Annotated in this window: 25 protein-coding genes and 1 pseudogene; 23 read left to right on the top strand and 3 right to left on the bottom strand. The window is 69.7% G+C overall.

The window, feature by feature from the left end; all coding sequences use genetic code 11:
- Positions 1 to 59: 59 nt before the first annotated feature.
- From DVS28_RS18510 to DVS28_RS18455, 12 genes are all read left to right on the top strand, one after another.
- Positions 60 to 1,328 (top strand): serine hydroxymethyltransferase, encoded by a 1,269-nt coding sequence (locus DVS28_RS18510; protein WP_114592782.1) that lies wholly within the window; start codon positions 60 to 62, stop codon positions 1,326 to 1,328.
- Between the two features lie 96 nt (positions 1,329 to 1,424).
- Positions 1,425 to 2,591: a glycosyltransferase family 4 protein gene (locus tag DVS28_RS18505; RefSeq protein ID WP_114592781.1), complete on the top strand. Its 1,167-nt coding sequence runs from the start codon at positions 1,425 to 1,427 to the stop codon at positions 2,589 to 2,591.
- A 126-nt stretch (positions 2,592 to 2,717) separates the two neighbouring features.
- A complete protein-coding gene (locus DVS28_RS18500; protein WP_114592780.1) occupies positions 2,718 to 2,993 on the top strand; it encodes an AtpZ/AtpI family protein in 276 nt (91 codons plus the stop codon).
- 51 nt (positions 2,994 to 3,044) lie between these two features.
- Entirely contained in the window at positions 3,045 to 3,497 is a 453-nt protein-coding gene (locus tag DVS28_RS18495) for a hypothetical protein (RefSeq protein ID WP_114592779.1), read from the top strand.
- Positions 3,494 to 4,315: a F0F1 ATP synthase subunit A gene (gene atpB / locus DVS28_RS18490; RefSeq protein ID WP_114592778.1), complete on the top strand. Its 822-nt coding sequence runs from the start codon at positions 3,494 to 3,496 to the stop codon at positions 4,313 to 4,315. Before DVS28_RS18495 ends, atpB begins: the two co-directional genes overlap by 4 nt.
- Before the next feature lie 150 nt (positions 4,316 to 4,465).
- Entirely contained in the window at positions 4,466 to 4,738 is a 273-nt protein-coding gene (gene atpE, locus DVS28_RS18485) for an ATP synthase F0 subunit C (protein ID WP_114594267.1), read from the top strand.
- Positions 4,739 to 4,749: 11 nt separating this feature from the next.
- Positions 4,750 to 5,292: a F0F1 ATP synthase subunit B gene (atpF, locus tag DVS28_RS18480; protein WP_114592777.1), complete on the top strand. Its 543-nt coding sequence runs from the start codon at positions 4,750 to 4,752 to the stop codon at positions 5,290 to 5,292.
- Between the two features lie 11 nt (positions 5,293 to 5,303).
- The gene (gene atpH, locus DVS28_RS18475; RefSeq protein ID WP_114592776.1) at positions 5,304 to 5,837 is read left to right on the top strand and encodes an ATP synthase F1 subunit delta; all 534 of its coding nucleotides are present in this window, start codon (positions 5,304 to 5,306) and stop codon (positions 5,835 to 5,837) included.
- Between the two features lie 49 nt (positions 5,838 to 5,886).
- Positions 5,887 to 7,509: a F0F1 ATP synthase subunit alpha gene (gene atpA / locus DVS28_RS18470; protein ID WP_114592775.1), complete on the top strand. Its 1,623-nt coding sequence runs from the start codon at positions 5,887 to 5,889 to the stop codon at positions 7,507 to 7,509.
- Positions 7,510 to 7,563: 54 nt separating this feature from the next.
- A complete protein-coding gene (locus DVS28_RS18465) occupies positions 7,564 to 8,448 on the top strand; it encodes a F0F1 ATP synthase subunit gamma (protein WP_114592774.1) in 885 nt (294 codons plus the stop codon).
- A 46-nt stretch (positions 8,449 to 8,494) separates the two neighbouring features.
- Positions 8,495 to 9,916 (top strand): F0F1 ATP synthase subunit beta, encoded by a 1,422-nt coding sequence (gene atpD, locus DVS28_RS18460; protein ID WP_114592773.1) that lies wholly within the window; start codon positions 8,495 to 8,497, stop codon positions 9,914 to 9,916.
- A 22-nt stretch (positions 9,917 to 9,938) separates the two neighbouring features.
- Positions 9,939 to 10,271, top strand: a complete 333-nt coding sequence (locus tag DVS28_RS18455) for a F0F1 ATP synthase subunit epsilon (protein ID WP_164710744.1) — start codon at positions 9,939 to 9,941, stop codon at positions 10,269 to 10,271.
- A 73-nt stretch (positions 10,272 to 10,344) separates the two neighbouring features.
- Here DVS28_RS18455 and DVS28_RS28575 read toward each other — a convergent pair whose 3' ends face one another.
- Positions 10,345 to 10,977 (bottom strand): hypothetical protein, encoded by a 633-nt coding sequence (locus tag DVS28_RS28575; RefSeq protein ID WP_164710743.1) that lies wholly within the window; start codon positions 10,975 to 10,977, stop codon positions 10,345 to 10,347.
- A 119-nt stretch (positions 10,978 to 11,096) separates the two neighbouring features.
- Between DVS28_RS28575 and DVS28_RS18445 the strand changes: the two genes are divergently transcribed.
- From DVS28_RS18445 to DVS28_RS18395, 11 genes and pseudogenes are all read left to right on the top strand, one after another.
- Complete coding sequence (locus tag DVS28_RS18445; RefSeq protein ID WP_164710742.1) at positions 11,097 to 12,332, top strand: DUF418 domain-containing protein; 1,236 nt, start codon at positions 11,097 to 11,099, stop codon at positions 12,330 to 12,332.
- The gene (locus DVS28_RS29670) at positions 12,302 to 14,224 is read left to right on the top strand and encodes a PAS domain-containing sensor histidine kinase (RefSeq protein ID WP_245973645.1); all 1,923 of its coding nucleotides are present in this window, start codon (positions 12,302 to 12,304) and stop codon (positions 14,222 to 14,224) included. The genes DVS28_RS18445 and DVS28_RS29670 overlap by 31 nt, the downstream gene beginning before the upstream one ends.
- A 115-nt stretch (positions 14,225 to 14,339) precedes the next feature.
- Positions 14,340 to 15,698 carry a UDP-N-acetylglucosamine 1-carboxyvinyltransferase gene (gene murA, locus DVS28_RS18435; protein ID WP_114592768.1) on the top strand — a complete coding sequence of 453 codons (1,359 nt, stop codon included), beginning with the start codon at positions 14,340 to 14,342 and terminating at the stop codon, positions 15,696 to 15,698.
- Between the two features lie 3 nt (positions 15,699 to 15,701).
- Positions 15,702 to 16,499 carry a CPBP family intramembrane glutamic endopeptidase gene (locus DVS28_RS18430; protein ID WP_114592767.1) on the top strand — a complete coding sequence of 266 codons (798 nt, stop codon included), beginning with the start codon at positions 15,702 to 15,704 and terminating at the stop codon, positions 16,497 to 16,499.
- Positions 16,496 to 16,930, top strand: a complete 435-nt coding sequence (locus tag DVS28_RS18425) for a hypothetical protein (RefSeq protein WP_114592766.1) — start codon at positions 16,496 to 16,498, stop codon at positions 16,928 to 16,930. The genes DVS28_RS18430 and DVS28_RS18425 overlap by 4 nt, the downstream gene beginning before the upstream one ends.
- A gap of 491 nt (positions 16,931 to 17,421) precedes the next feature.
- The gene (locus tag DVS28_RS18420) at positions 17,422 to 17,640 is read left to right on the top strand and encodes a hypothetical protein (protein WP_164710740.1); all 219 of its coding nucleotides are present in this window, start codon (positions 17,422 to 17,424) and stop codon (positions 17,638 to 17,640) included.
- Between the two features lie 59 nt (positions 17,641 to 17,699).
- Complete coding sequence (locus DVS28_RS18415; RefSeq protein WP_216826139.1) at positions 17,700 to 19,469, top strand: 3-hydroxyacyl-CoA dehydrogenase family protein; 1,770 nt, start codon at positions 17,700 to 17,702, stop codon at positions 19,467 to 19,469.
- A gap of 68 nt (positions 19,470 to 19,537) precedes the next feature.
- Entirely contained in the window at positions 19,538 to 19,843 is a 306-nt protein-coding gene (locus DVS28_RS18410) for a hypothetical protein (protein ID WP_205712429.1), read from the top strand.
- A pseudogene (locus tag DVS28_RS30170) lies at positions 19,840 to 20,597 on the top strand (SDR family NAD(P)-dependent oxidoreductase). Before DVS28_RS18410 ends, DVS28_RS30170 begins: the two are co-directional and overlap by 4 nt.
- Before the next feature lie 145 nt (positions 20,598 to 20,742).
- A complete protein-coding gene (locus tag DVS28_RS18400) occupies positions 20,743 to 21,666 on the top strand; it encodes a peptidylprolyl isomerase (protein WP_164710739.1) in 924 nt (307 codons plus the stop codon).
- Between the two features lie 4 nt (positions 21,667 to 21,670).
- Positions 21,671 to 22,177, top strand: a complete 507-nt coding sequence (locus tag DVS28_RS18395) for a peptidylprolyl isomerase (protein WP_114592763.1) — start codon at positions 21,671 to 21,673, stop codon at positions 22,175 to 22,177.
- 71 nt (positions 22,178 to 22,248) lie between these two features.
- Here DVS28_RS18395 and nrfD read toward each other — a convergent pair whose 3' ends face one another.
- Together nrfD and DVS28_RS18385 are read right to left on the bottom strand one after the other, a co-directional pair.
- Positions 22,249 to 23,235, bottom strand: coding sequence for an NrfD/PsrC family molybdoenzyme membrane anchor subunit (nrfD, locus tag DVS28_RS18390; protein ID WP_114592762.1), 987 nt, complete (start codon positions 23,233 to 23,235; stop codon positions 22,249 to 22,251).
- The gene (locus tag DVS28_RS18385) at positions 23,232 to 24,161 is read right to left on the bottom strand and encodes a 4Fe-4S dicluster domain-containing protein (RefSeq protein WP_114594265.1); all 930 of its coding nucleotides are present in this window, start codon (positions 24,159 to 24,161) and stop codon (positions 23,232 to 23,234) included. Before DVS28_RS18385 ends, nrfD begins: the two co-directional genes overlap by 4 nt.
- Between the last annotated feature and the right edge of the window lie 31 nt (positions 24,162 to 24,192).

Genomic DNA, 24,192 nt, shown 5'->3' with positions numbered 1-24,192 from the left:
GGGGACCGCCGGGCCGGTGGCCTCGAACTGGCCATGGGCTCGGCGGTACGCTGCACGACATGACCTACTACGGCCCCGACTGGGCGCAGCTGGAAGCACAGGACCCGGAGATCGCCGCGGCGATCACCAGCGAGCTGAACCGCCAGCGCACCCACCTGCAGCTGATCGCGTCGGAGAACCTGACCTCGCCGGCGGTCCTCGCCGCCCAGGGCAGCGTCCTGACCAACAAGTACGCCGAGGGGTATCCGGGCAAGCGGTACTACGGCGGCTGTGAGTTCGTCGACGTCGCCGAGTCCCTCGCCATCGAGCGGGCCAAGGAGCTGTTCGGGGCCGAGCACGCCAACGTCCAGCCGCACGCCGGCGCCCAGGCCAACATGGCCGCGATCTTCGCCCTGGGTGTCCAGCACGGTGACACCGTCCTTGCGATGTCCCTGCCCCACGGCGGCCACCTGACCCACGGGTCCAAGGTCAACTTCTCCGGCAAGTGGTTCGACATCGCCGCCTACGGCGTCCGCGAGTCCGACCAGATCATCGACATGGACGAGGTCCGGGCCATCGCCCTGGAGCGCCGCCCCAAGCTGATCATCGCCGGCGCGACGGCCTACCCGCGGCACTGGGACTTCGCCGGTTTCCGCGCGATCGCCGACGAGGTCGGCGCAGTCCTGATGGTCGACGCCGCCCACTTCGCCGGCCTCGTTGCCGGTGGGGCACATCCCTCGCCGGTCCCGCACGCCGACGTCACCACGTTCACCAACCACAAGACCCTGCGCGGTCCCCGCGGCGGCACGATCCTGTCCACCGAGGCGCACGCCAAGGCCGTGGACAAGGCCGTCTTCCCGATGATGCAGGGCGGCCCGCTCGAGCACGTCGTCGCCGCCAAGGCTGTCTCCTTCAAGGAGGCCATGCAGCCGTCGTTCGCCGAGTACGCCGCCAACGTGGTCGCCAACGCCCGTGCGCTGGCCGCAGCGCTGGAGGACCACGGCGTCCGCATCGTCTCCGGCGGCACCGACATCCACTACCTGCTGGCGGACCTGCAGAGCCTGGACATCACCGGCGCCGACGCCGAGGCCCGCTGCGACGCCGCCGGCATCACGCTGAACAAGAACGCCATCCCCTTCGACCCGCGTCCGCCGATGGTCGCCTCCGGCATCCGCGTCGGCACCGCCGCCGCCACCACGGTCGGCATGGGCACCGAGGAGATGGGCCGGATCGCCAGCTTCATCGTGCGCGTTCTGAAGGACGAGGGCGAGGTCGACACCGTCCGCAAGGAGGTCGCGGAGCTGTCCGCGAACTTCCCGGCCTACCCCGAGCCCGCCGCACAGGCCTAGGACCCTCGAGGCCAATCGGCCCGCCCCGAAGCGGCCGGGCGGACACACCCACGCGCACCGGCCCCGGCCGGTGCGCGGTAGCGTCGAGGCCCACCGATGGATCAGGCACTCCTCGACAACCTGCTGATCGCCGTTGCCAGCCTGCTGGTGACGGTGCTGGCCACGCCCGTGGTCAAGCGGATCGCCCACGCCGTCGGTGCGGTGAAGGTTCCCGGCGACCGCCACATCCACTCGACCCCGACGCCGGAGCTGGGTGGTCTGGCGATGCTGGGCGGCCTGATGGGGGCCTATGCGGTGGCCAACGGCCTGGGCACCTTCGACGAGCTGTTCCGCACGACGTCGGAGCCCGAGGCCATCCTCCTCGCGGCGTTGGTCATCGTCTACGTGGGGCTGATCGACGACACCCGAGGGTTGACCCCTGCCGCGAAGCTGGCCGGACAGATCCTCGCCGCCGGGACGCTCGTCCTGTTCGGCGTGACCCTGCGGTTCGTCTACATCCCCTTCGGCGGCGGCAACATCGTGTCGTTGTCGCCCGATGCCGCGGCGCTGCTGACCATCGTGCTGGTCGTCGCGATGATCAACGCCGTCAACCTCGTCGACGGCCTCGACGGCCTTGCCGCCGGGATCGTGGCCATCGCGGCCATCGCGCTGTTCGCCTACTCCGAGCTCGGCCCCGTCCCGGTCGCCTCGGCCACCTCCGCTGCCGGCCTCGTCCTCGCCGCGGTCACCGGGGCGTGCGTCGGCTTCCTCTTCTTCAACTTCAACCCGGCGTCGATCTTCATGGGGGACACCGGCGCCATGCTGCTCGGCCTGCTGATGGGTGCGGCCGGGGTCAGCGCCATCGGCAACACCGTCGCGCCGACCTCCACCGACTTCTTCGCCGTGTCGGTCCCGGCCCTCATCCCGGCGCTCGTGCTGGCGGTCCCGTTCATCGACACCGTGCTCGCGATCGTCCGTCGCGTCAGCAGCGGCCAGTCGATCGCGGCGGCCGACAAGAAGCACCTGCACCACCGCCTCCTCGAGCTCGGCCACAGCCAGCGACGAGCGGTCCTGGTGCTCTACAGCTGCTCGGCGCTGCTGGCAGCGGCGGTGGTCGGCCCCTCGCTCGGCGATCCGACGCTCGTTCTCTCGGTGACGGGAGGGCTGTTCATTCTGCTCGTCCTGGCGCTCCTCGTGCAGGGTTGGCGGACGAATCGTCGCGAGAAGGCGGTCGAGAGTGGCGACAACGTCGTTCGCCACCCCACGGGCGTCGGACCCCGGTAGGCTGCTCGGGCCGTACCATTTGCCCGTTCGCGGAAGCTTGTGTATGTTTTCACAAGCTCGAGGACGGGCGGTTCCAACGGACCCCCCGGACCGGGCCGGTCAACGACGACCTGGAAGGCAATCACCATGAGCGGATCACCTCTCGATGCCCTCGGGTCGGCCAAGGCCGACAAGTCCTTCGCATACACAGCCGACCTCCTGGCAGCAATCTTCACCTGGGGTGGAATCGGATTCCTGATCGACCGCCTGGTCGGGACGGAACCCGTGTTCATGGTCGTCGGCTTCGTCATCGGCAACATCGCCGGCATCTACCTGCTATACATCCGTGCCAAGCAGGCTGATGCTGCGGACGCGTCGATGGCCGCCCGCTCCGAAGAGGGCACCACTCCACGCAATCGCTGAGCCACGCACGTCGCCGCCCGATCCAACGCACCGAACAGGCCCCCTCGTCCGATGCCCATCTTCACTCCCAACCATGCTCCCGAGCAGTCGCTGGCCGTTGCCGGCGTGCTCGGCGCGTGCGCTGCGGCCGTGATCGGGTCGGTCGTCGTGGGTCTGCTCGACGGTGGTGAGGCCGGCGTCGCCGTCGGGGCAGGCGCGGTGCTGGTCGCCGCCCTGTCGATCGTCGCCATGCCGCTGTACAAGCGTGGAGCCAAGGCGGGGAACGACATGGTTGTTGCCATGTCCTTGGCTGCCCTCGGCCTGCGCGGCATGGTCGCGCTGGTCGTGCTCGTGCTCGTCGCCCAGCTCGGGCTGCTCCCCATGAACTCCTTCGCGATCGGCCTGGCCCTCGGCTTGGTCGGTGCCCTGGTGGCAGAGATCATCGCCGCCGCCCGCGACCCCCGATTCTTCTGGTTGTCCATCCCCTCGACCCCACACAGTGACACCGAAAGGCAGCTCACGTGAACCTCATCCTCGCAGCCGATGCCCACCCGTACGGTGGCAACTTCGGTGTCCCACCCGCGGGCGAGATCTTCAACCTGCCGGCGCTGTTCGAGATCGGCGGCCTGGAGATCACCCGTACCTGGCTGATCATCCTCTTCAGCCTGATCTTCGCCTCCATCTTCATGCTGATGGCCCTGGGCAACCCCAAGGTCGTGCCGAACAAGCTGCAGGCGGCTGGCGAGTCGGTGGTCGAGTTCGTCCGTGACGGCATCGCCGTGGACATCATCGGCCCGGAGGGCAAGAAGTTCGCGCCCTTCCTGACCACGATCTTCTTGTTCGTGCTGTTCAACAACATGTTCAAGATCATCCCGTTCGTGAACTTCCCGGCGACATCGCGCATCGCGATCCCGCTGATGCTGGCCCTCGTCACCCTGGTCGTCTTCGTGGCCACCGGTGTGAAGTACCAGGGCATCGGCTACTTCAAGGAAGTTGCGTTCCCCCCGGGCGTCCCCGCCCCCGTGTACCTCCTGCTCACCCCCATCGAGCTGGTGTCCACCTTCATCCTGCGTCCGCTGACGCTGACGGTCCGGTTGTTCGCCAACATGGTCGCCGGTCACATCCTGCTGACCATCGTCTTCCTGGCGACCCACGCGTTCTTCCGGATCCCCGGCCTGATCCCCGACGAGTCCAACCTCCTCGGCCTCCCCATCGGGATCCTGACCCTCCTGATCTCGCCGCTCGCGGTCGGGTTCGAGGCGTTCGTCAGCTTCCTGCAGGCCTACATCTTTGCGATCCTCGCCGCTGTCTACCTCTCCGGTGCAGTCGAGGCCCAGCACTAGGACCGCTCCGGCGGTTCGGTCGGTCGACAGTGGCCGGTCACGTCCAGTCCAGTTCCCGCAAGCCCGCAAATCCCCTGAATGATCAAGGAGTCAATGATGAAGAAGCGACTGCTGCCCCTCGCAGCCGCCGTCATCGCGCTGTCCGCCATGATGGTCCAGCCGGCGTTCGCGACCGAGGCTGCTGGTGAAGCCGCTTCCGGTCTGACCGGCAACATCGGTGTCATCGGTGTCGGCCTCGTGTTCGGCCTGGGCACCCTCGGCCCGGGTATCGGCCTGGGCATGCTCATCAAGGGTGCGATCGAGTCCATGGCCCGCCAGCCCGAGGCTGCCGGCCAGGTCCGCACCACGATGTTCATCGGTATCGCCGTGGTCGAGGCGCTCGCCCTGCTGGGCTTCGTGCTGGCCTTCATCATCAACGCGTAGGGGAGGGCACCATGCCGACCCCCATGATCGTCCTGGCCACTGAGGCCGGTGTCGACACCGAGCTGCAGCTGCTCCCGGAGATCCCGGAGCTCATCTGGGGCTTCATCGCGTTCTCGCTGCTGTTCATCGTGATCAGCGGCCGCGTGTTCCCCCAGATGAACAAGGCGCTCGACGAACGTCGTGCCGCCATCCAGGGTCGCATCGAGGAGGCCGAGGCCCAGCTGGCCGAGGCCGAGAAGACTCGTCGCGAGTACCAGGAGTCCCTGTCCGAGGCCCGCAACGAGGCCAACCAGATCATCGAGGACGCCAAGGCGCAGGGTGAGCGGCTCAAGGCCGACATCGTCGCCCGGGCCGAGGAAGAGGCCGCCGCGATCCGTGCGCGCGCCGCTTCCGACAGCGAGGCCGAGAAGGCCCGCGCCCTCGAGGAGCTGCGCGGTCAGGTCGCCACCCTCTCCACCGACATCGCCAGCAAGATCGTCGGTGCCGAGGTCGACCAGTCCCGTCACGACCAGCTCGTCGACAGCTTCATCTCGAAGCTCTCGACCACCAACTAGAAGGAAGCCCGATGGCTGACGACATCGCCACCGCATACGGTCGCGCGGTCGTGGAGATCGGCCGCGCCGAGGGCGCGGCCGACCGGGTCGTCGACGAGCTGTACGAGTTCGCTCGTACCGTCGACGGCGACGCCGACCTGCGCAGCACCCTGACCGACAACGCGGTGCCTCTCGAGGCCCGCCGCAACGCGATCACCGAGGCGCTCCAGCGAGCGCACCCGGGCACGATCGCGGTCGTCCAGATGCTGTTGTCGGCCGACCGGATCCGCCACGTCTCCGACATCGCCTCGGCGGCCACCAACCTGTCCGCGGAGTCCCGCGGCGCGTCGGTCGCCGTCGTCCACAGCGCCAAGCCGCTGGGCGAGGCCCAGCGCCAGGCGCTGGTCACCGCGCTCAGCGCACGAGCCGGCCAGCCGGTCGAGCTCAAGGTCACCGTTGACGAGGACCTCCTGGGCGGCATCGTCGTCCAGCTCGGGGACACCGTCATCGACGGCTCCGTCCTGCGTCAGCTGACCCAGCTGAAGTCGGCCCTGGTCACCGCCTGACCATCCAGATCGTTCACCCCTCAACACCAAGCGTGAAAGCGACCAACCGATGACTGATCTTTTCAGCGCCGATGACATCTCGGCGATCCTGAAGTCCAAGATCGATGCCTACACCCCCACGGTGACCAGCGAGCAGGTCGGTCGCGTGGTCGAGTCGGGTGACGGCATCGCCCGCGTGAGCGGTCTGCCCGGAGCGATGGCCAACGAGCTGCTCGACTTCGGCGTGGACCACGAGGGGCGTCAGCTCCTCGGCATCGCCCTGAACCTGGACGAGACCACCATCGGTGCGGTCGTCCTGGGTGACTCCTCCAGCGTCGAGGAGGGCGACCCGGTCAAGCCGACGGGTCGCGTCCTCTCGGTTCCGGTGGGCGACGCCTACCTGGGCCGGGTCGTCGACCCCCTGGGTCGTCCGATCGACGGCAAGGGTCCGCTGGACCCCGGCAAGCTCGACGGTCGTCGCGGCCTCGAGGTCCAGGCGGCCTCCGTGGTCGAGCGCCAGCCGGTCGGCGAGCCGCTGCAGACGGGTATCAAGGCGATCGACGCCATGACCCCCATCGGCCGCGGCCAGCGCCAGCTGATCATCGGCGACCGCCAGACCGGCAAGACCGCGGTCTGTGTCGACACGATCATCAACCAGCGCAAGAACTGGGAGTCGGGCGACCCCAAGAAGCAGGTCAAGTGCGTCTACGTCGCCATCGGCCAGAAGGGCTCGACGATCGCTGAGGTCGTCGCCAAGCTCGAAGAGCACGGTGCGATGGAGTACACGACGATCGTCGCGGCTGCCGCGTCGACGCCGGCGCCGTTCCAGTACCTCGCCCCCTACACCGGTGCCGCCATCGGCAACTACTGGATGTACAAGGGCGAGCACGCGCTGGCGATCTACGACGACCTGTCCAAGCAGGCCGACGCGTACCGCCAGATGTCGCTGCTGCTGCGTCGTCCGCCGGGTCGTGAGGCCTACCCGGGTGACGTCTTCTACCTCCACTCCCGTCTGCTGGAGCGTGCGGCCAAGCTGTCGGACGACCTCGGCGGCGGTTCGATGACGGCGCTGCCGATCATCGAGACCAAGGGTGGCGACGTCTCCGCGTTCATCCCGACCAACGTGATCTCCATCACCGACGGTCAGGTCTACCTCGAGACCGACCTGTTCTTCCAGGGTGTGCGTCCCGCCATCAACGTGGGCATCTCGGTGTCCCGCGTGGGTGGGTCGGCCCAGACCAAGCCCATGAAGAAGAACGCCGGCACCATGCGCGTGGACCTCGCCCAGTTCCGTGAGCTGGAAGCATTCGCGCAGTTCGGTTCCGAGCTCGACAAGGCGTCCCAGCAGCAGATCGATCGCGGTCGTCGCACTGTGGAGATCCTCAAGCAGGGCCAGTACCAGCCGCAGTCGGTGGGCCAGCAGGTCCTCTCGATCTGGGCCACCGGTAACGGCTACCTCGACGACGTGCCCGTCGCCGACGTGCAGCGGTTCGAGGACGAGCTGCTGGAGTACTTCAGCACTCGTCACGCCGACGCGCTCGAGTCGCTCAACAACGGCGTGTACTCCGACGAGGTCCAGGCCTCGCTGAAGACCGGTGTCGAGGGCTTCAAGGCCACCTTCGTCCCCAGCGAGACCGCTGAGGTCGAGGAGAACGTGACCATGGAAGACCTCGACACGCTGTCGGGCAGCTAGCGCCCGGCAGGGCGCCGCCACGTCAGACACCCCTGACCACCAAGGAACCGATCCATGCCAGGAGCAGCAGAACTCCGCGCGCTGCGTCGCCGGATCAAGAGCGTCAACTCGACGAAGAAGATCACCAAGGCGATGGAGCTGATCGCGGCCAGCCGCATCACCAAGGCTCGGCAAGCCGTGGAGTCTGCGCGCCCCTACGCGGAAGGCATCTCGCGGGTCATCCGCGACCTCGCCGCCGAGTCCACGATCGGTCAGCACCCGATCCTGCAGGACCGTGAGAACCCCACCACGGCCGCGGTCATCGTGATCACCTCCGACCGCGGCCTGGCCGGCGCGTACAACACCAACGCGCTGCGCCTGGCCGAGCGGGTCATCGAGCGGGAGGTCGCTGCTGGCCTGTCGGTGCAGCTGCACACGGTCGGCAAGAAGGGTGACGGGTACTTCCGTTACCGCGGCTACACCCCTGCCACGACGTGGGAGGGTGTCACCGACAAGCCGACCTACGCCGACGCGGCGGCCGTTGCCGAACCGATCGTGCAGGCCTTCATCGACACCGACGTCGACCGGGTCTTCCTGATCTACACCGACTTCAAGTCCGCCCTGACCCAGACCCCCAACGCCGTGCAGATCCTGCCCGTCGACCGTCGGGCGCTCGAGGGCGGCGAGGGCATCAGCCCGGAGTTCATGATCGAGCCCGAGCCCGAGGCGATCCTCGACGCGCTGATCCCCCGCTACGTCGAGCACCAGGTGTTCGCCGGCCTGCTGGAGTCCGCCGCGTCGGAACACGCCAGCCGCCAGCGGGCGATGAAGTCGGCCACCGACAACGCCGGCGACGTCCTGGACAAGCTCACCATCGAGGCCAACCAGGCCCGCCAGGCTGCAATCACCACCGAGATTTCCGAGATCGTCGGCGGGGCCGAGGCCCTGTCCAACGGTTAGACACTCCTCACCTTTCACTGCCTTCGGCACTAGGAGCATCAACAACATGAGCGAGAACCTCGCAGAAGGCCGGATCCTCTCGATCGTCGGGCCTGTCATCGACGTCGAGTTCCCTCCGGACGAGCTGCCCGAGATCAACACGGCGCTGAAGCTGACCCGTGAGCTGGACGGCAAGAGCGACATCCTCACCGCCGAGGTCGCCCAGCACGTCGGTGACCGCGTCATCCGCGCGATCATGATGCAGCCCACGGACGGCCTGCGTCGTGGCACGGTCGTCCGCAACACCGGCAAGCCCATCCAGGTGCCGGTCGGCGAGGGTGTGCTGGGTCACGTCTACAACGTCCTGGGCGAGCCCCTCGACGTCGACGCCAGCGAGATCCACGCGTCGGATTACTGGTCCATCCACCGCGACTCGCCGCCCTTCGACGAGCTCGAGCCGCAGGCCAAGATGTTCGAGACCGGCATCAAGGTCATCGACCTGATCCAGCCCTTCGTGGAGGGTGGGAAGATCGGTCTGTTCGGTGGTGCCGGTGTGGGCAAGACCGTGGTCATCCAGGAGATGATCCAGCGCGTCGCCGAGCAGCACGGTGGGTTCTCGGTGTTCGCCGGCGTCGGCGAGCGCACCCGTGAGGGCACCGACCTCCGCATCGAGATGGAGGAAGCCGGCGTGCTCGAGAAGACCGCGCTGGTCTTTGGTCAGATGGACGAGCCGCCGGGCGTGCGCCTTCGCGTCGCCCTGTCTGCGCTGACGATGGCGGAGTACTTCCGCGACGTCGACCAGAAGGACGTGCTGCTCTTCATCGACAACATCTTCCGCTTCACCCAGGCGGGCTCGGAGGTCTCCACCCTGCTCGGCCGCATGCCGTCGGCCGTGGGTTACCAGCCCACCCTCTCCAACGAGATGGGCATGCTGCAGGAGCGGATCACCTCGACCAAGGGTCACTCGGTGACCTCAATCCAGGCCGTGTACGTCCCCGCTGACGACATCACCGACCCGGCGCCGCACGCCACCTTCGCCCACCTCGACGCCCAGACGGTGCTCTCGCGTGCCATCTCCGAGCTCGGCATCTACCCGGCCGTGGACCCGCTGGACTCCTCCAGCCGGATCCTGACCCCGGAGGTCGTCGGCCAGCGTCACTACGACGTCGCCCAGCGCACCCAGCAGGTGCTCCAGCGCTACAAGGACCTGCAGGACATCATCGCCATCCTGGGCCTCGACGAGCTGACGGAGGAGGACAAGGTCACCGTGCAGCGCGCCCGCAAGGTGCAGCGGTTCTTCTCCCAGCCCTTCTACGTCGCCAAGCAGTTCACCGGCGTCGACGGCGTCACCGTGCCGATCGCCGACACGGTGGAGTCCTTCGAGAAGCTCATCGACGGTGAGCTCGACCACATCCCCGAGCAGGCCTTCTTCAACGCCGGTGGCATCGACGACGTCCTGGCGAACGCCAAGAAGCTCGAAGACGCATGATCGTCGAACCGGAGGTTCGCAAGTGATTGACGCGAAGATCGTCTCGCCGGACCGCGCCCTGTTCGAGGGTGATGTGTCCGAGGTGTACGCCCGCTCGACCGAGGGCGAGATCGGCATCCTCACCGGCCACCAGCCGGTGCTGCTGCTGCTCGCCGCGGCCCCGCTGGAGCTCGTCGGTGCCGACGGCACCCGGACGACCTTCGCCGTCCGCTCCGGCTTCCTGCAGTACGCCGACGGCAAGCTGACCGTCCTGGCGGACTTCGCCGAGGAGGTCGCCGACAAGGACGCGGCCCACGCCATGGTGGAGAAGTTCACCACGCCGGGTCGCGGGGCGAACGCGCCGGCGCCGGCCTAGGCCAACAACCACGACAGAACCCATGTGACGCCCGCCCCTCCCCGGGGCGGGCGTTGTCGTTGCCCCCGTTCGCCTACGGAAGGGTCACGCAGTTGCCCGACCCGACGGTGACGCCGTGTGCGGAGTCCGCGACCAGCGCGCACATCTGCGTCGCCTCCGGCGGCCGCGCGGCGAAGGTGTAGCCGGTGAACGGCGAGCCGCCGTCGTAGAGGAACCAGTCGCCCGGGGCAGGGCCGTTGGTGCCGGCGTTCTGCGGCTCGACGCTGTTCCAGAAGAAGTGGATGTGGAAGTCCTGGTCTCCCGAGCCGATCAGGGGAACGAAGTTGTACGGGGTGAACTCCACGGCGTAGGCGCTGCCCGATGCCGTCACCGTGTCGATCTGCACGTACCGACCTCCCGGCAGGCCCTCGGTCGGCGGTCCGGTCGGCTCCGCCGTGTCGTCCTCCGGCTCGAGCTCCAGCGGGTCGTCGTCGGGTGCCGACGGATCCTCCTCCGCCTCGATGGGGTCGTCGTCGTTGGGGTCGAGGTCGACCTCGAGGCCCGCCTCGTCCTTGGGATTCTCCGGCGGGGTCACCGTCTCGACCTCGGCGACCGCCGTGGGTGACGGCTCGGTGGTCTGCTGCACGGCCTCGTCCCCACCACCGTCACCACCGCAGCCGGTCAGCACCAGGACGGCCACGAGCAGGACAGCGTGGATGGTTCGCATGCCACCGGTCTAGCGCATCATCGGTGCCGCTCGCCACGAGCGGCGCGGGACGTCGGCGGACCGAAAGACTTGGTCAAGCCCACGGCACGCCCCAGCCGAGGGTCGCATCATTGGACGACGTGACCGCCACCATCGCCCGCCGCGACCGGATCCTGGGCATCGACATCGCCCGGGCGCTCGCCATCCTCGGGATGGTCATGGTCCACTTCGGCCCGTTCGACCCGGACACCACGACGACGGCCGGCTGGATCTACCGGACCTCCTACGGTCGCGCGTCGATGCTGTTCGTCATGCTGGCGGGCGTCGGGGTCAGCCTGCTGTTCAGGGGGACCCATCGCGGCATGCCCGACGCCGCCCGGCGCCGCACCGTTGCATGGACCAAGGTCGCCTGGCGGGCCGTGATCTTCCTCCCCCTCGGGTTGGCGCTGCAGATGCTGCCCACCCCGGTCGCGGTGATCCTCCACTACTACGCCGCCTACTACGTCGTCGGTGGTCTGGGCGCGATGCTGCCGACGGGGTGGCTGGTGACGCTGACCGCCGGCTGGACCGTGATCGGTCCCACCACCTACATCGCCCTCTTCGGCTCCGCGCTGTCGGTGCGCGGCATCACCGACAACCCCCTGGACGTGGTCGGTGTCGTGGGCGACATCCTCGTGACCGGCTTCTACCCGGTGATGACCTGGGCGCCTGCCGTGCTGGTCGGCGTGCTGGTCGGCCGTGCCGACCTGCGTGACCGGGCGACCCAGTGGATGCTCGTGACCGGCGGGACGGTCGTGGCCGCTGCCGCCTACGGTGCCAGCGAGCTCGCCAGGAGCAGCAGCGCCGCTGCCGCGGACTCCCCGTACCTGCTGGCCGAGGGGCACAGCGGCACGCCGCTCAACGTCGTCGGGGCCGTCGCCGTGGCCGTGGCCGTCCTGGGTGCGAGCCTCGTGCTCGGGTCGCTCCTCCCGCGGCTGTCGTTCCCCCTGGTCGCGGTGGGCCAGATGGCGCTCACCGTCTACACCGGCCACCTCCTGGTGCTGGCGGTCGCGCCCGAGTGGCTGGAGGGGCGCAGCTCCGTCGAGGACGCGGTCCTGCAGGTGGCACGGTTCTTCGTCGTGACGACCCTGCTGTGCACGTTCTGGAGATGGCGTGTCAACAGGGGCCCCCTCGAGTGGCTTCTGGCCTTACCATTCGAGTCACGCCGAGGTGACCGCCCCCTCACACCTCCAGCGCGAAACGACTCGTGGCCATATCCCACCCCACCGCACAACCCACCAGCTTCGACGGAGTCCTCGACGTCTGTCCCGAGGCCTTCTGCGCCACCGACGCCGAGCTCAACGTCGTGGAGTGGAACCGCGCCGCCGAGTCGCTGACCGGCTTCAGGCGCGATGACGTGCTCGGGGGGCCGCTGCCCCATCTGACACCGGCACAACGCGACGACCTCCGCAGCGCGCTCGCGACCTTCGAGGACTGGGCCGAGGAGGTGCCGCTGGTCTTCCCTCGTCGCCACGCCGACGGGCGCACCATCGAGGTGTGTGTCACGGCCTACACCCGCCTGACCGACGCCGACGGCCGGCCGGCCGGGTTCGGGTCGTTCTTCCGTGCCGTCCGCTCCACCGACCCACGGACCCACGCCCGCAACGTCTACTCCCGTGCGCTGGCCCAGTCGGCCCGGCGTGACGAGGTGGTGGCCGCCGTCGCGATGGTCCTGCAGGACCTGCTGCCCGGCGACGCCGGCTACATGCTGACGCGAGGCCCGACGGGGTGGGACGGTTCGGTGGCCATCGGTGACCACCAGGAGGTCGCCGAGTCCATCCACATGGACAGCCCCTCGGCCCTCGACGACGTCGCCGAGACCGGCCTCGCCCAGCTCCTCGAGCTGCCGGTCAACGGCGTGACGACCGCGGCGCTGGCGATCCCCGCCGGCCCCCAGCCGGCCGGCACGGTCCTGGCGCTGGTGGGCGAGGGGGTCCGGCGTCGCGACGACGACTCCCTCGAGCTCGCCGGGGCGCTGGCCTCGGAGGCATGGGCGGCGCTGCGACGGGTCGACACCCTCGCCGACCTCGAGGGCAAGGTGGAGATCCTCGAGGCCATCGCCGGTGTGGCGCAGGCGTCGGGCCTGGACCCCGACCGCATCGTCAACCACATCGCCCGACACGCCGCCAACGCCCTGTCGTGCGAACGGTCGGCCATCTACCTGTGGGACGACGACCGGTCGGAGCTCGAGCTCGCGGCCTTCCACTCCTCGGATCGGACCTGGGAGCCCGGTGACGTCATCCACGCCGAGGGACGGCGGGCGGCGGAGGAGATGTTCGCCTCCGTCGAGCCGTTCCTGACCCAGGACACACGGACCTGCCCGTGGCTCGCCGGGCCCTGGGATCGGGAGACGGGCGCCATCAGCGTGCACGGCCTGCCCCTGCTGGTCGGGGAGCTGGAGATCGGCTACCTGGTCGTCGCCCACACCGACGCCAACCCGCGCGGGTTCACCAGCCTCTGCACACAGGTCGGGGCGGCGCTGTCGCGCCAGGCGGCGCTGGCGATCAGCAACGCCCGGCTGCTCGCCAGTCAGGCCGAGGCGAACCGGCTGCTCCACGAGGGCAACCGGCGTCGCGCCGACTACGTCGAGGGCATCACCCACGACCTGCGCACCCCCATCACCGCCGTCCTGGGGTTCGCGAAGACCCTGCGGCGTGCCGGTGGCCGGCTGAGCGAACAGGACCGAGAGGAGGCGCTGGACACCATCGAGCGCCAGGCCCTGCGGGTGAGCCGGATGCTGGACGACATGATGGACTCCGCCAGGGCCGACGCCGGGGAGCTGCAGCCCGACAAGCAGGTCGCCGTACCCCTCCACCACGTCGTGTCGGAGGCGCTGATGATCGCCGCACCCGAGCAGCGGAGCCGCCTCAGCGCCAGCTGTGACCCCACCGTCATCGCCTGGGGCGACGCCGATCAGCTGACCCGCGTCGTGCAGAACCTGATCGCCAACGCCCTGCGGTACGTCCCCGGCAGCTCGCCGGTGGAGGTCGTCGTCGAACGCACCGACGGCATGGCCCAGATGCTCGTGGTCGACCACGGACCCGGCATGCCCGCCGGCGTGAACGTCTTCGGCCGGTTCGCCCGTGGCGACGTCCGCGGGACCGGCCTCGGCCTGTACACCGTGAAGACCATCGTCGAGGCGCACGGCGGATCGATCGCGCTGCGTGACACCCCCGGCGGAGGGACCACGATGGATGTCCGCCTGCCGCTGTTCGGCGACGCATCCTGACCGGCTGCACCCGTTCGTGGGCTCCTCCACACCCCCTGGCGGTGGCGGTGCACCCTGCCCATCGGGCCGGGAGCTCCCGGGGACTGCAGCCCACCGGGGATACAATCCGAGCGCGATGACCGCCACCTCACACACCGTCGACGCCCCGCTTGTCGACGGATCGCACACACGCGCGGCGTTGGCCCCCGACGAGGACGCCTTCGTCGTCCGCGGGCCCGCGACCCTGACCGGTACCGTCCGGATCGGTGGCGCCAAGAACTCTGCGCTGAAGCTGTTCGCGGCCGCCCTCCTGGCGCCCGGCACCAGCGTGCTCGCCAACGTCCCCGGGATCTCCGATACCTTCGCCATGGCCGACGTGGTGCGCCACCTCGGCGCCACCGTCGCCATCGAAGCCGACGGCGCGGGAACCCACACGGTCACCATCGACGTGCCCGACCAGCTGGGGGAGGGGACCACGCTCGAGCTGGCGGGCCGGCTGCGATCCTCCCTGGCCACATTCGGGCCCCTGATGGCGCGGATGGGCTACGCCCACATCGCCCAGCCCGGCGGCTGCAACCTCGGGTCCCGTGGCGTCGACCTGCACCTGGAGGGCATGGCGGCCCTGGGTGCGGAGATCACCGTGGGCGCCGAGCACTTCGAGGCCCGTGCACCCCGAGGGCTGGTCGGCGCCGACTACGAGCTGGAGTACGCCAGCGTCGGGGCAACCGAGAACCTCGTCATGGCGGCCACGACCGCGCGGGGGACCACCCGCCTGCGCAACGTCGCCCGTGAGCCCGAGATCGCCGACCTGATCGACTTCCTCAACGGCCTCGGGGCACGCATCACCGGTGCGGGCACGCCGGAGCTGACCATCGAGGGCGTCGAGGCGCTGACGCCCTGCCGGCACCGCGTCGTCGGGGACCGGATCGAGGCCGGTACCTTCGCCGTCGCCGCGGCGATGACCGGTGGGGACGTGACCATCGAGGGCGTCGACCCCGCGCACCTGGCCCGCCCGCTGGACCGCATGCGCGCGGCGGGTGTGCAGCTGCGGACCGGTGCGGACTTCATCCGTGTGCTGCCCGGCGCGCAGCTCGTGGCCGCCGACGTCGCCACGCTTCCCTATCCCGGCTTCCCCACCGACATGCTCGCGCAGTTCCAGGCGCTCCTGTCGCAGGCGCAGGGCCAGTCCCTGCTGACCGAGAACGTCTACGAGGGCCGCTTCGCCCTCATCGACCAGATGCAGCTGATGGGTGCCGACATCACGCGTGAGGGACACCACGTCGTCGTCCGGGGACCCCGTGCCCTGCACGGCGCCGTCGTGCGGGCCACCGACCTGCGGGCGGGCGCGGCGCTGGTCCTCGCCGGCCTCGTCGCCGAGGGGGAGACCGTCGTCCGTGACCCGTTCCACATCGACCGTGGATACGCCGACTTCCTCGGCAAGCTGACCAACCTCGGCGCCGACGTCGAGCGCGTCGGCACCGCGGCAGCGGGGTAACGCGTGCAGCCCGAGGTGGGCGATCGGATCCCGGTGCCCGCAGCCGAGTGGAGCCCCGCGCCGATGGACGGCCGCGACCGTCGTCACGCCATCCCGTGGGAGTGGTGGGACGCGCTCGTCATCTACGTCCTGTGGCTGGTCGTCGCCGGTGCCGGCGCCACGATCGTCGGATCGACCTTCAGCGACCCCCTGTCCTCGGAGTCCACCGCCGTGGGGGTCCTGGTGGCCGTCGTCATGCTGACGGCCGTCACGGTGTCCTGGGTGCGGTTCCGCGGCCTGCAGGCGAAGGTCCCGGACGCCGTGCGGCGGGCGTTCGGCGTCAAGCAACCGACGCTGCGCGACGTCGCCCTCGGCATCGGGTACGGGCTGGCAGGGTTCGTGGTCGTCCAGCTCGGCCTGGGCATCGCCCTGACCACCCTGATCGACGCGCTCGGCCGTGACGCGCCCGTCGTGCAGGAAGGCGTGCAGGAGGCCGCGCAGGCCGGCGGGGTGACCTCACTGCTGGTCGGGCTCGGCGTCGTGCTGCTCGGCCCGCTCGGTGAGGAGCTGCTGTATCGCGGCGTGCTGTTCCAGGCGCTCAACAAGCACCTCCCCGCCTGGCCGGCCATCGGGTTGTCCGGGCTGGCCTTCGGCGTGACCCACGTCGAGCGGTTCGTGATCGCGCTGACGTTCCCGCTGGGGATGGTGCTGGCGTGGGTGATGCGTCGCCACGGGACCCTCGTCGTGCCGATCGTGGCCCACGTCGTGTTCAACCTGATCGGGTTCCTGCTGATCCGCTCCGGCGCAGCCGGGGTCGGATGAGTCCCCTGCTGCCCGAGGTCACCGTCGAGGTCGAGGACGGCGCCGGGGCGTTCGCCGGGATGCTGGGCGGACTGCTGAGCGCCAACCTCGTCGCCGACCCGTCGAAGGGGTCGCTCGTCCGCCGGTCCAGCGGATCGGTGGGCATCGTCGTCACCGACACCGACGAACAGGTCCGCCTGCACTTCGCGGGCGACCAGCTGTGGGTGACGTCCGGCCCCGCCATGGCGGCCGAGCTGCGCCTCGTCGGCACCGCCGACACGATCCTCGGCCTCTCCACCGTGCCGCTGCGCTTCGGCATCCCCGACCTGCTGACGTCCTCGGGCCGGGGCCTGACCAGCCGCTGGGTCGCCGGCGGCCTGCAGGTCCACGGCCTGCCCCGCCACGCCATGCTGCTGCGGACGGTCCTGAGCCTGCTGAACGTATTGAGTTAGTGGGGTGTGAGTTGGGCTCCGTTGCTGGTCCTCGCTCCGCTCGTCGGGTCCTCGGGCTCGTGACCGACGAATCACTCCCTCGATTCTCGGCCCTCGCTCCGCATCGGGCACTGCGAGTCTCGCTCGCGTTTCGTCGGCGCCCTGCGGCGGTGCAGCTCTGTCTACTGGGGTTTGCAGCACACCGGAGGTCCCGCACGACCGGTGTGTGCGTTGGACGCCTCTGAGGGGCGGCTATTGCACCCACCCTGGCCGGTTGGGTGCGTTCGGCGTCGCCAAGGGGTGGGGATCGCACACGCCGGCTTGGGGTGGGTGGCTTGGGCCACGGCAGGTGAGGGGGATCGCACACGCCGGGTGGGTGAGGGGAGGCCGGGGTGCCGGGAGGCGGGGGTAGGGTGTGGACCCGCAGTCCGGATATGCGTGGGGTGAGGATGAGACGTCGAGACGGAGGGTCGTGGCGGCGACCGCAGACGGCCCGGCAGGCGCTGCTTACGGTGACGATCGCGCAGTCCCTCGCGATGGTCGCCCTGGTCGTCGAGCTGTTCTGGGAGGGGGCACCCGACGCGGTCGCCACGTTCGCGCTCGTCTTCGTGGGGATGGGGCTCGGGGCCAGCCGGGACCTGTGGAAGGCGTGGGGCCACCGACAGCGCATGGCGGTCGAGGTCGGCCTGGCACCCGGCCCTGATTCGGGCCGAGCGAACCCGACCCCATAGACTCCTCCTCCCCGCGTCGGCGCCACGGCGTGGGCCGGACAACCCTGCGAGGGAGAGCTGTGGAGCGCATCGAGAAGGTCGGCGTCGTCGGCTGTGGAACCATGGGATCGGGCATCTGCGAGGTGGTCGCCCGGGGTGGCCGCGCGGTGCAGTTCGTCGAGGTCAACGACGAGATGGTCGAGAAGGGCCTCAGCCGGATCCGCAACTCCCTGCAGCGTGCGGTCGACCGCAGCAAGCTCGACGCGGCGGACATGGAGGCGATCCTCGACCGGATCAGCGGCCACACCGACTTCGCGGTCCTGTCGGACTCCGACCTCGTCATCGAGGCGGTCCCCGAGCAGCTCGACATGAAGCAGAAGACCTTCGAGCAGCTCGACGCGGTCCTGCGGCCCGACGCGATCGTCGCCACCAACACCTCCTCCCTGGGTGTCATCGACGTGGCGGTCCACACCAAGCGGCCCGACCGCGTCCTCGGCTTCCACTTCTTCAACCCGGCTCCCGTGATGGAGCTCGTGGAGATGATCACCACGGTGGTCACCAACCCCGAGGTCGTCGAGCTGGCCAAGGCGTTCGCCACCGAGCTCGGCAAGACCCCCGTCGTCGTGCGCGACCGGGCCGGCTTCATCGCCAACCTGCTGTTGTTCCCCTACCTCAACCAGGCCGTCGGCATGGTGGAGGAGGGCTACGCCACCCGTGAGGACATCGACGCCGCCATGCGGTTCGGCTGCGGCCACCCCATCGGCCCGATCGGCCTCGTCGACCTGATCGGCATCGACTCCACCAACTCCATCATGGAGCGGATGTACGAGCAGTTCGGCGACGTGCGCTATGCCCCGCACCCGATCATCCGCCAGCTCAAGACCGCCGGCTTCATGGGGCGCAAGTCCGGACGCGGCTTCTACACCTACGAGAAGCCCAACTCCTCCCGCACCGCCGCCGACGACGCCAGCGACGTCACCCCGATCGACCCCGAGTCGATCGCCCACTGGGGCACCATCGGCGTGCTCGGCACCGGCACGATGGCCTCCGGTATCGCCGAGGTCTGCGCCAAGGCCGGCTACGACGTGATCGTGCGCGGCCGCAGCGTCGCCAAGGCCGAGTCGGCGAAGGCCGCGGTCGGCAAGTCGTTGCAGCGCATGGTCGACAAGGGCCGCATGGAGGCCGACGCCGCCGAGGAGGCCCTCGGCCGGATCAGCGTCACCGACGGGCTGGCCAGCTTCGCGGAGTGCGACATCGTCATCGAGGCAGTCGCCGAGCTGATGGAGGTCAAGCGACCCCTCTTCGAGGAGCTCGACCAGATCACCAAGCCCGACTGCGTGCTGGCGACCACCACGTCCTCGCTGCCGGTCATCGAGATGGCCATGGCCACCAACCGGCCCGAGAAGGTCATCGGCCTGCACTTCTTCAACCCGGCCGCCATCATGAAGCTCGTCGAGGTGGTGCCCACCGTGCGCACCGACGACCAGACGCTGATGCAGTCACGGGCGATCACCGAGAAGCTCGGCAAGCACGGCGTGCTGTGTGGGGACCGCGCCGGGTTCATCGTCAACGCTCTGCTGTTCCCCTACCTCAACGACGCCACCAGGATGCTGGAGGACGGCTACGCCACCGCCCCCGAGATCGACACGGCGATGAAGCTCGGCTGCGGGCATCCGATGGGACCGTTCGCGCTGATGGATATCGTGGGGCTCGACGTGACCCTGGAGATCTGCCGGGCGCTGTACGCGGAGTTCCGTGACCCGGGCTTCGAGCCCGTCCCGCTGCTGGAACACATGGTGAGCGTCGGATATCTCGGCCGTAAGGTCGGCCGAGGGTTCTACACGTACTAGATTGTGGGGCCAGACGAACATTCCGTGGGACACCACCACGAAGGCCCCTGTTGAGGAAGTCGATTGACATGAGCAAGGGTGCGCGCCGCAAGCGCAAGTCACGGCCATGGCAGAACCCCGAAGCGCTGCAGGACATGGCTCACATCTACTCCCGGTCCCAGATCGACCCGGACATGCAGCTGGACGGCTACGACGTCCAGAACGTGCCGGCCGAACGGGCCGAGAAGGACTACATCTGTCCTGACTGCGGGAACACGATCCCCGAGGGCGAGGCCCACGTCGTGGTCTGGCCACACGGGGACCCCGACCTGCGCCGCCACTGGCACCGCTACTGCTGGCGCATAGAGGTCGGCCGCAGCGACGGGGCAGCGTGACCGAGGACCGCCAGGTCGCGCTGGTCACCGGCGCATCCCGCGGCATCGGCGCGGCCACAGCGATCGCGCTTGCGGCCGAGGGGTACGACGTCGCCCTCGCCTCGCGCACCGTGGAGGACCTCGAGAAGGTCGCCGCGCAGTGCGCCGAGCACGGCGTCCGCACGCTGGTCGTCCAGACCGACGTGATGGAGGAGGCGCAGGTCCGGCATGCCGTGACCCACACCGCCGACGAGCTCGGCCGGCTGGACGTGCTGGTCAACAACGCGGGCTGGAACTCCTTCATGGTGCCGATCACCGAGATGCGGTCATCGGGCTGGGAGAAGGGGTTGACCCTCAACCTCACCCAGGCGTTCTGGGCCACCCAGGAGGCCGGCAAGCTGATGACGGCGCAGGGCTCCGGCTCGATCGTCAAGTGTCGTCGGTCGCCGGGGCGGGGTCCTCACCGGGCATGGCGCACTACGGCGCGGCCAAGGCCGGGCTGATCAGCCTGACCGTCAACTCCGCGATGGAGATGGGCCATGCCGGTGTGCGCGTCAACGCCGTCGCGCCGGGCTGGGTGAAGACCGACATCTCGAAGTTCGCCTGGACCGACGACGACACCGAGAAGGCGTTCGTCCAGCGAGCACCCATCCAGCGATGGGGTGTCCCGCAGGAGGTCGCCGACGCGATCGTCTTCCTGGCCGGCGACAAGGCGTCCTACATCACGGGCCAGACCCTGGTCATCGATGGCGGACTGACGCTCAACACCTTCTGAGCCACGTTCGGCCAACCTGCCGAATCCGGCCATTCCCGGCGCGTCGCGCGAGCGCGATAGCCTTCGGGGTCGATCACCGTCCGACCGGGGCAGTCGCTTGCATGGAGCCACCCGGTCCAGACCAGAAACGCGGAGCACACACAGCGTGAGCGGAAGCCAGCACAAGAAGCAGGAGAAGGCCCGCCGGCGAGCAGAGCGCGAGAAGGCTCGCCAGGAGGAGCGTCGTCGCAACCAGATGACCGCGATCGCGGTCGTCGCGGTGCTCGTCCTCGGCGGGGTCCTCGTCGCGGCCACCGTGATGGACCGCCGGTCCGAGAACGCCGACGCGGCCGCAGAACTCCAGAGCGAGATCGAGGCCGCGGCCAGCGAGGCGGCCGAACAGGGCTCGGAGGCACCCAGCGAGGACGCCGAGCCGGCCACCATGGTCCCCGACGACCCCGAGGTCGAGGCGGGCGAGGCGGTCGACTCCGGCCTCGAGCCGGTCATCGACGACCGTCCGGTCGCCTGTGACGCAGACGAGCCGGCCAACGTCGCCGACACCCGCCCGCAGTTCCCCGGTGGGCCCGCGGACGTGCTGGAGGCGGGGGTCGACTACGTGGCCGTCGTCGAGACGTCCTGTGGCACCGTGACCCTCGACCTGCTCGAGGACGACGCCCCCGAGACCGTCAACTCCTTCGTCTTCCTGGCCCAGCAGGGCTTCTTCGACGGCCTGGAGATCTTCCGCAACGCCACCAGCATCGGCGCCCTGCAGACCGGTGGTGGCGACCAGTCCAACACCTGGAGCATCGGCTACAGCCTGCCCGACGAGCTCGGCCTGGCCGAGTCCGACGGCTACCCGGTGGGCTCGGTCGCCATGGCCAACGCCGGCCCCAACACCGGCGGCAGCCAGTTCTTCTTCGTCTACAACGAGCTGTTCGACACCGCCTTCGACCAGCAGCGCGCCTACAGCGTCTTCGGGCAGGTCACCGAGGGCCTCGACATCCTCGAGGAGATCGGCGCCATCGCCGCCGAGGGCGAGACCCCCTCGGAGCGCGTGTACATGGAAACCGTCACCATCCAGGAGCAGTAGCGCCATGGCCGACCACTACGCCGAGCCCGAGCAGGTGCTCGACGACGCCTCGCGCCACAACGCCGTGCTGTCCACCTCGATGGGTGACATCGCACTGCAGCTGTTCTCCAACGAGGCGCCCATCGCGGCGAACAGCTTCGCGTTCCTCGCTGGCAAGGAGTTCTTCGACGGCACGATCATCCATCGGGTCGTCCCGGGCTTCGTGATCCAGATGGGCGACCCCGAGGGCACCGGCACCGGCGGCCCCGGCTACCGGTTCCCCGACGAGCTCGCCTCGGCCCGCAACCGTGGGTACGAGCGCGGCACGCTCGCGATGGCCAACGCCGGCCCCAACACCAACGGCAGCCAGTTCTTCATCTGCCTCGACGACGTGGGCTTGCCACCGAACTACACCGTCTTCGGCCAGGTCACCGACGGCATGGACGTCGTCGATGCCATCGCCAGGACCCCCCTGGACGGCGAGCGTCCACGTGAGGACGTGGTGGTCGAGTCCGTGCGGATGGCCGAGTAGCCCACCCGCACATCCGGTGTTCGAAGGCCTCCCGCGGGAGGCCTTCTGCCGTTCCGGGGGGAAGTACTGGCTCAGCCCCGGTCGGAGGCGGTTCGGGCGGCGATGCGTCGTCGCTGCGGTCCGACGGTCGCGGCCGGGTCGGCGGCCGAGGCGAAGCCGGCACGGAACACCGACCAGCGGGTGGCGGCCGCCCCGGCCAGCATGCCGACCGCTCCGAGCCGGCGAGCCGCCCGCCCGGCCGAACCCGACGGGGCAAACGCCACGAGCGCCGTCCCCACCGCCGTGGCCGCAGACGCCACACGCCCCCACTGGCCCGAATCACCCTCCCCGTACGGGCCTGCGACGTCGTCGTCCAGCGACCGGTGCATGACCTCGGTGGTGACCAGCTCCGCCAGCCCGCCGGCAACGGCCACCGCCCGCGCAGTCGGATCGGCGGGACGGACCAGCACCGCGGCGGCCCCGCTGGACATGGTCGAGCTGGCGGCGAACACCGCCGGCAGGGTGTCCTTGGCCTGGTGCCACACGGGGACGGCCGTGTTGGTCAGCAGCACCGCGGTGTAGGTCGACAGCGCCGGCCCGAGTCCTGCGGCCACGACGCCGGCGACCCGGCGCAGCCGGGGGAACCAGCCGAGCACGTCGAGCCCCGCCGCCCCGATGGCGGCGGGGGCGTACAGCGCGAGGATCCACGAGCCGACGCTCATGGGTGACGTTGGCTTGAGGATCCGCAGCATGTGGTGGAACCGGTCGGGCCGCCCGAGGTCGCTGATCAGCAGGGGAGGGCTGGCCGCGACCGCACCTGCGGCCACCAGCCGTGCCGTCCGGGCCAGCGAGGCGTTGCCGGTGGCCTCGGCGACCACGGCCAGCACCGACGACGCCCCGGCGGCACCGCCGACGAAGAAGTAGGCGGGCACCTCCCACGTCCACACCGGTGCCTTGACGATCGGCAGGTCGTAGTAGCTGCGTGGTTCGGCGTCGGGCACGACCGACCCGCGGCCTCCACGCACCCGGGGGCGGCGGGTCCCCGGACGCCGCACACCTGCGGGACGGGCACCGCTCACCGCTGGCTCCTCCGGCCGGTAACGAGGACGACACCGGCGATCCCGACGACCATCGCCGCAGCCGCACGCGCGGCCGCACGCCACATGGTGGGCAGGTCCTTGGTCGTGGCGATCGGGTCGGGCGGCAGGCCATACACCTCGGGATCGTCGAGCAGCAGGAAGAACGCCCCGCAGCCATCGACCCCGTTCTCGGTGTCCTCCCCGTAGAGCTGTGCGCCGGGCAGCCCAGCCGCGACGACCTCCTCGAGGCGATCCCCGGCGGCGGCCCGCATGTCCTCCCAGGTGCCGAACATGATCGAGTCCGTGGGGCAGGACTGCGCGCAGGCGGGCGTCATGTCGCCCTTCATCCGGTCGTAGCACATCGTGCACTTGAAGGCGCGCCCGTCGTCGGGCCGTCGGTCCACCACACCGTAGGGACAGGCAGGGACGCAGTAGCCGCAGCCGTTGCAGATGTCGTCCTGCAGGACCACGGTCGAGAACTCGGTCTTGAACAGCGCACCGGTCGGGCAGACGTCCAGGCAGGCCGCGGTCGTGCAGTGCTTGCACACGTCGGAGGCCATCAGCCAGCGGAAGTCGCCGGCCCCCGCGGCGGCGTCGACGGCAAGCGCCCGGCCGTCGCCATCGGCCCGGGTGAGGTCCAGCTCGTCGGGGGTCCCGGCGAAGCCGTCCGTGCCCACCATGCGCAGGTCGGGCCCCTGCTGGCCGGCCGCCACGAACGCGCCTTCGGCCCCCTGCTGGCGGATCTCGGGCAGCCGCTGCTCGACGAACTTCACGGCCCGCCAGCTCTCGCTGCCGAGCCCCCCGGTGTTGTCGTAGGAGAACCCCGTCAGCTCCAGCGGGGTGGACGGCACGTCGTTCCACTCCTTGCAGGCGACCTCACACGCCTTGCAGCCGATGCACACCGTGGTGTCGGTGAAGAAGGCCATGCGAGGGCGTTCCTCGTCGTAGCCGACGGTG

Source organism: Euzebya pacifica, assembly GCF_003344865.1.
In the GTDB taxonomy this organism is placed as follows: Bacteria; Actinomycetota; Nitriliruptoria; order Euzebyales; family Euzebyaceae; genus Euzebya; species Euzebya pacifica.
Note: the sequence above shows the minus strand (reverse complement) of the source record. Positions and strands in the feature narration are given on the sequence as shown.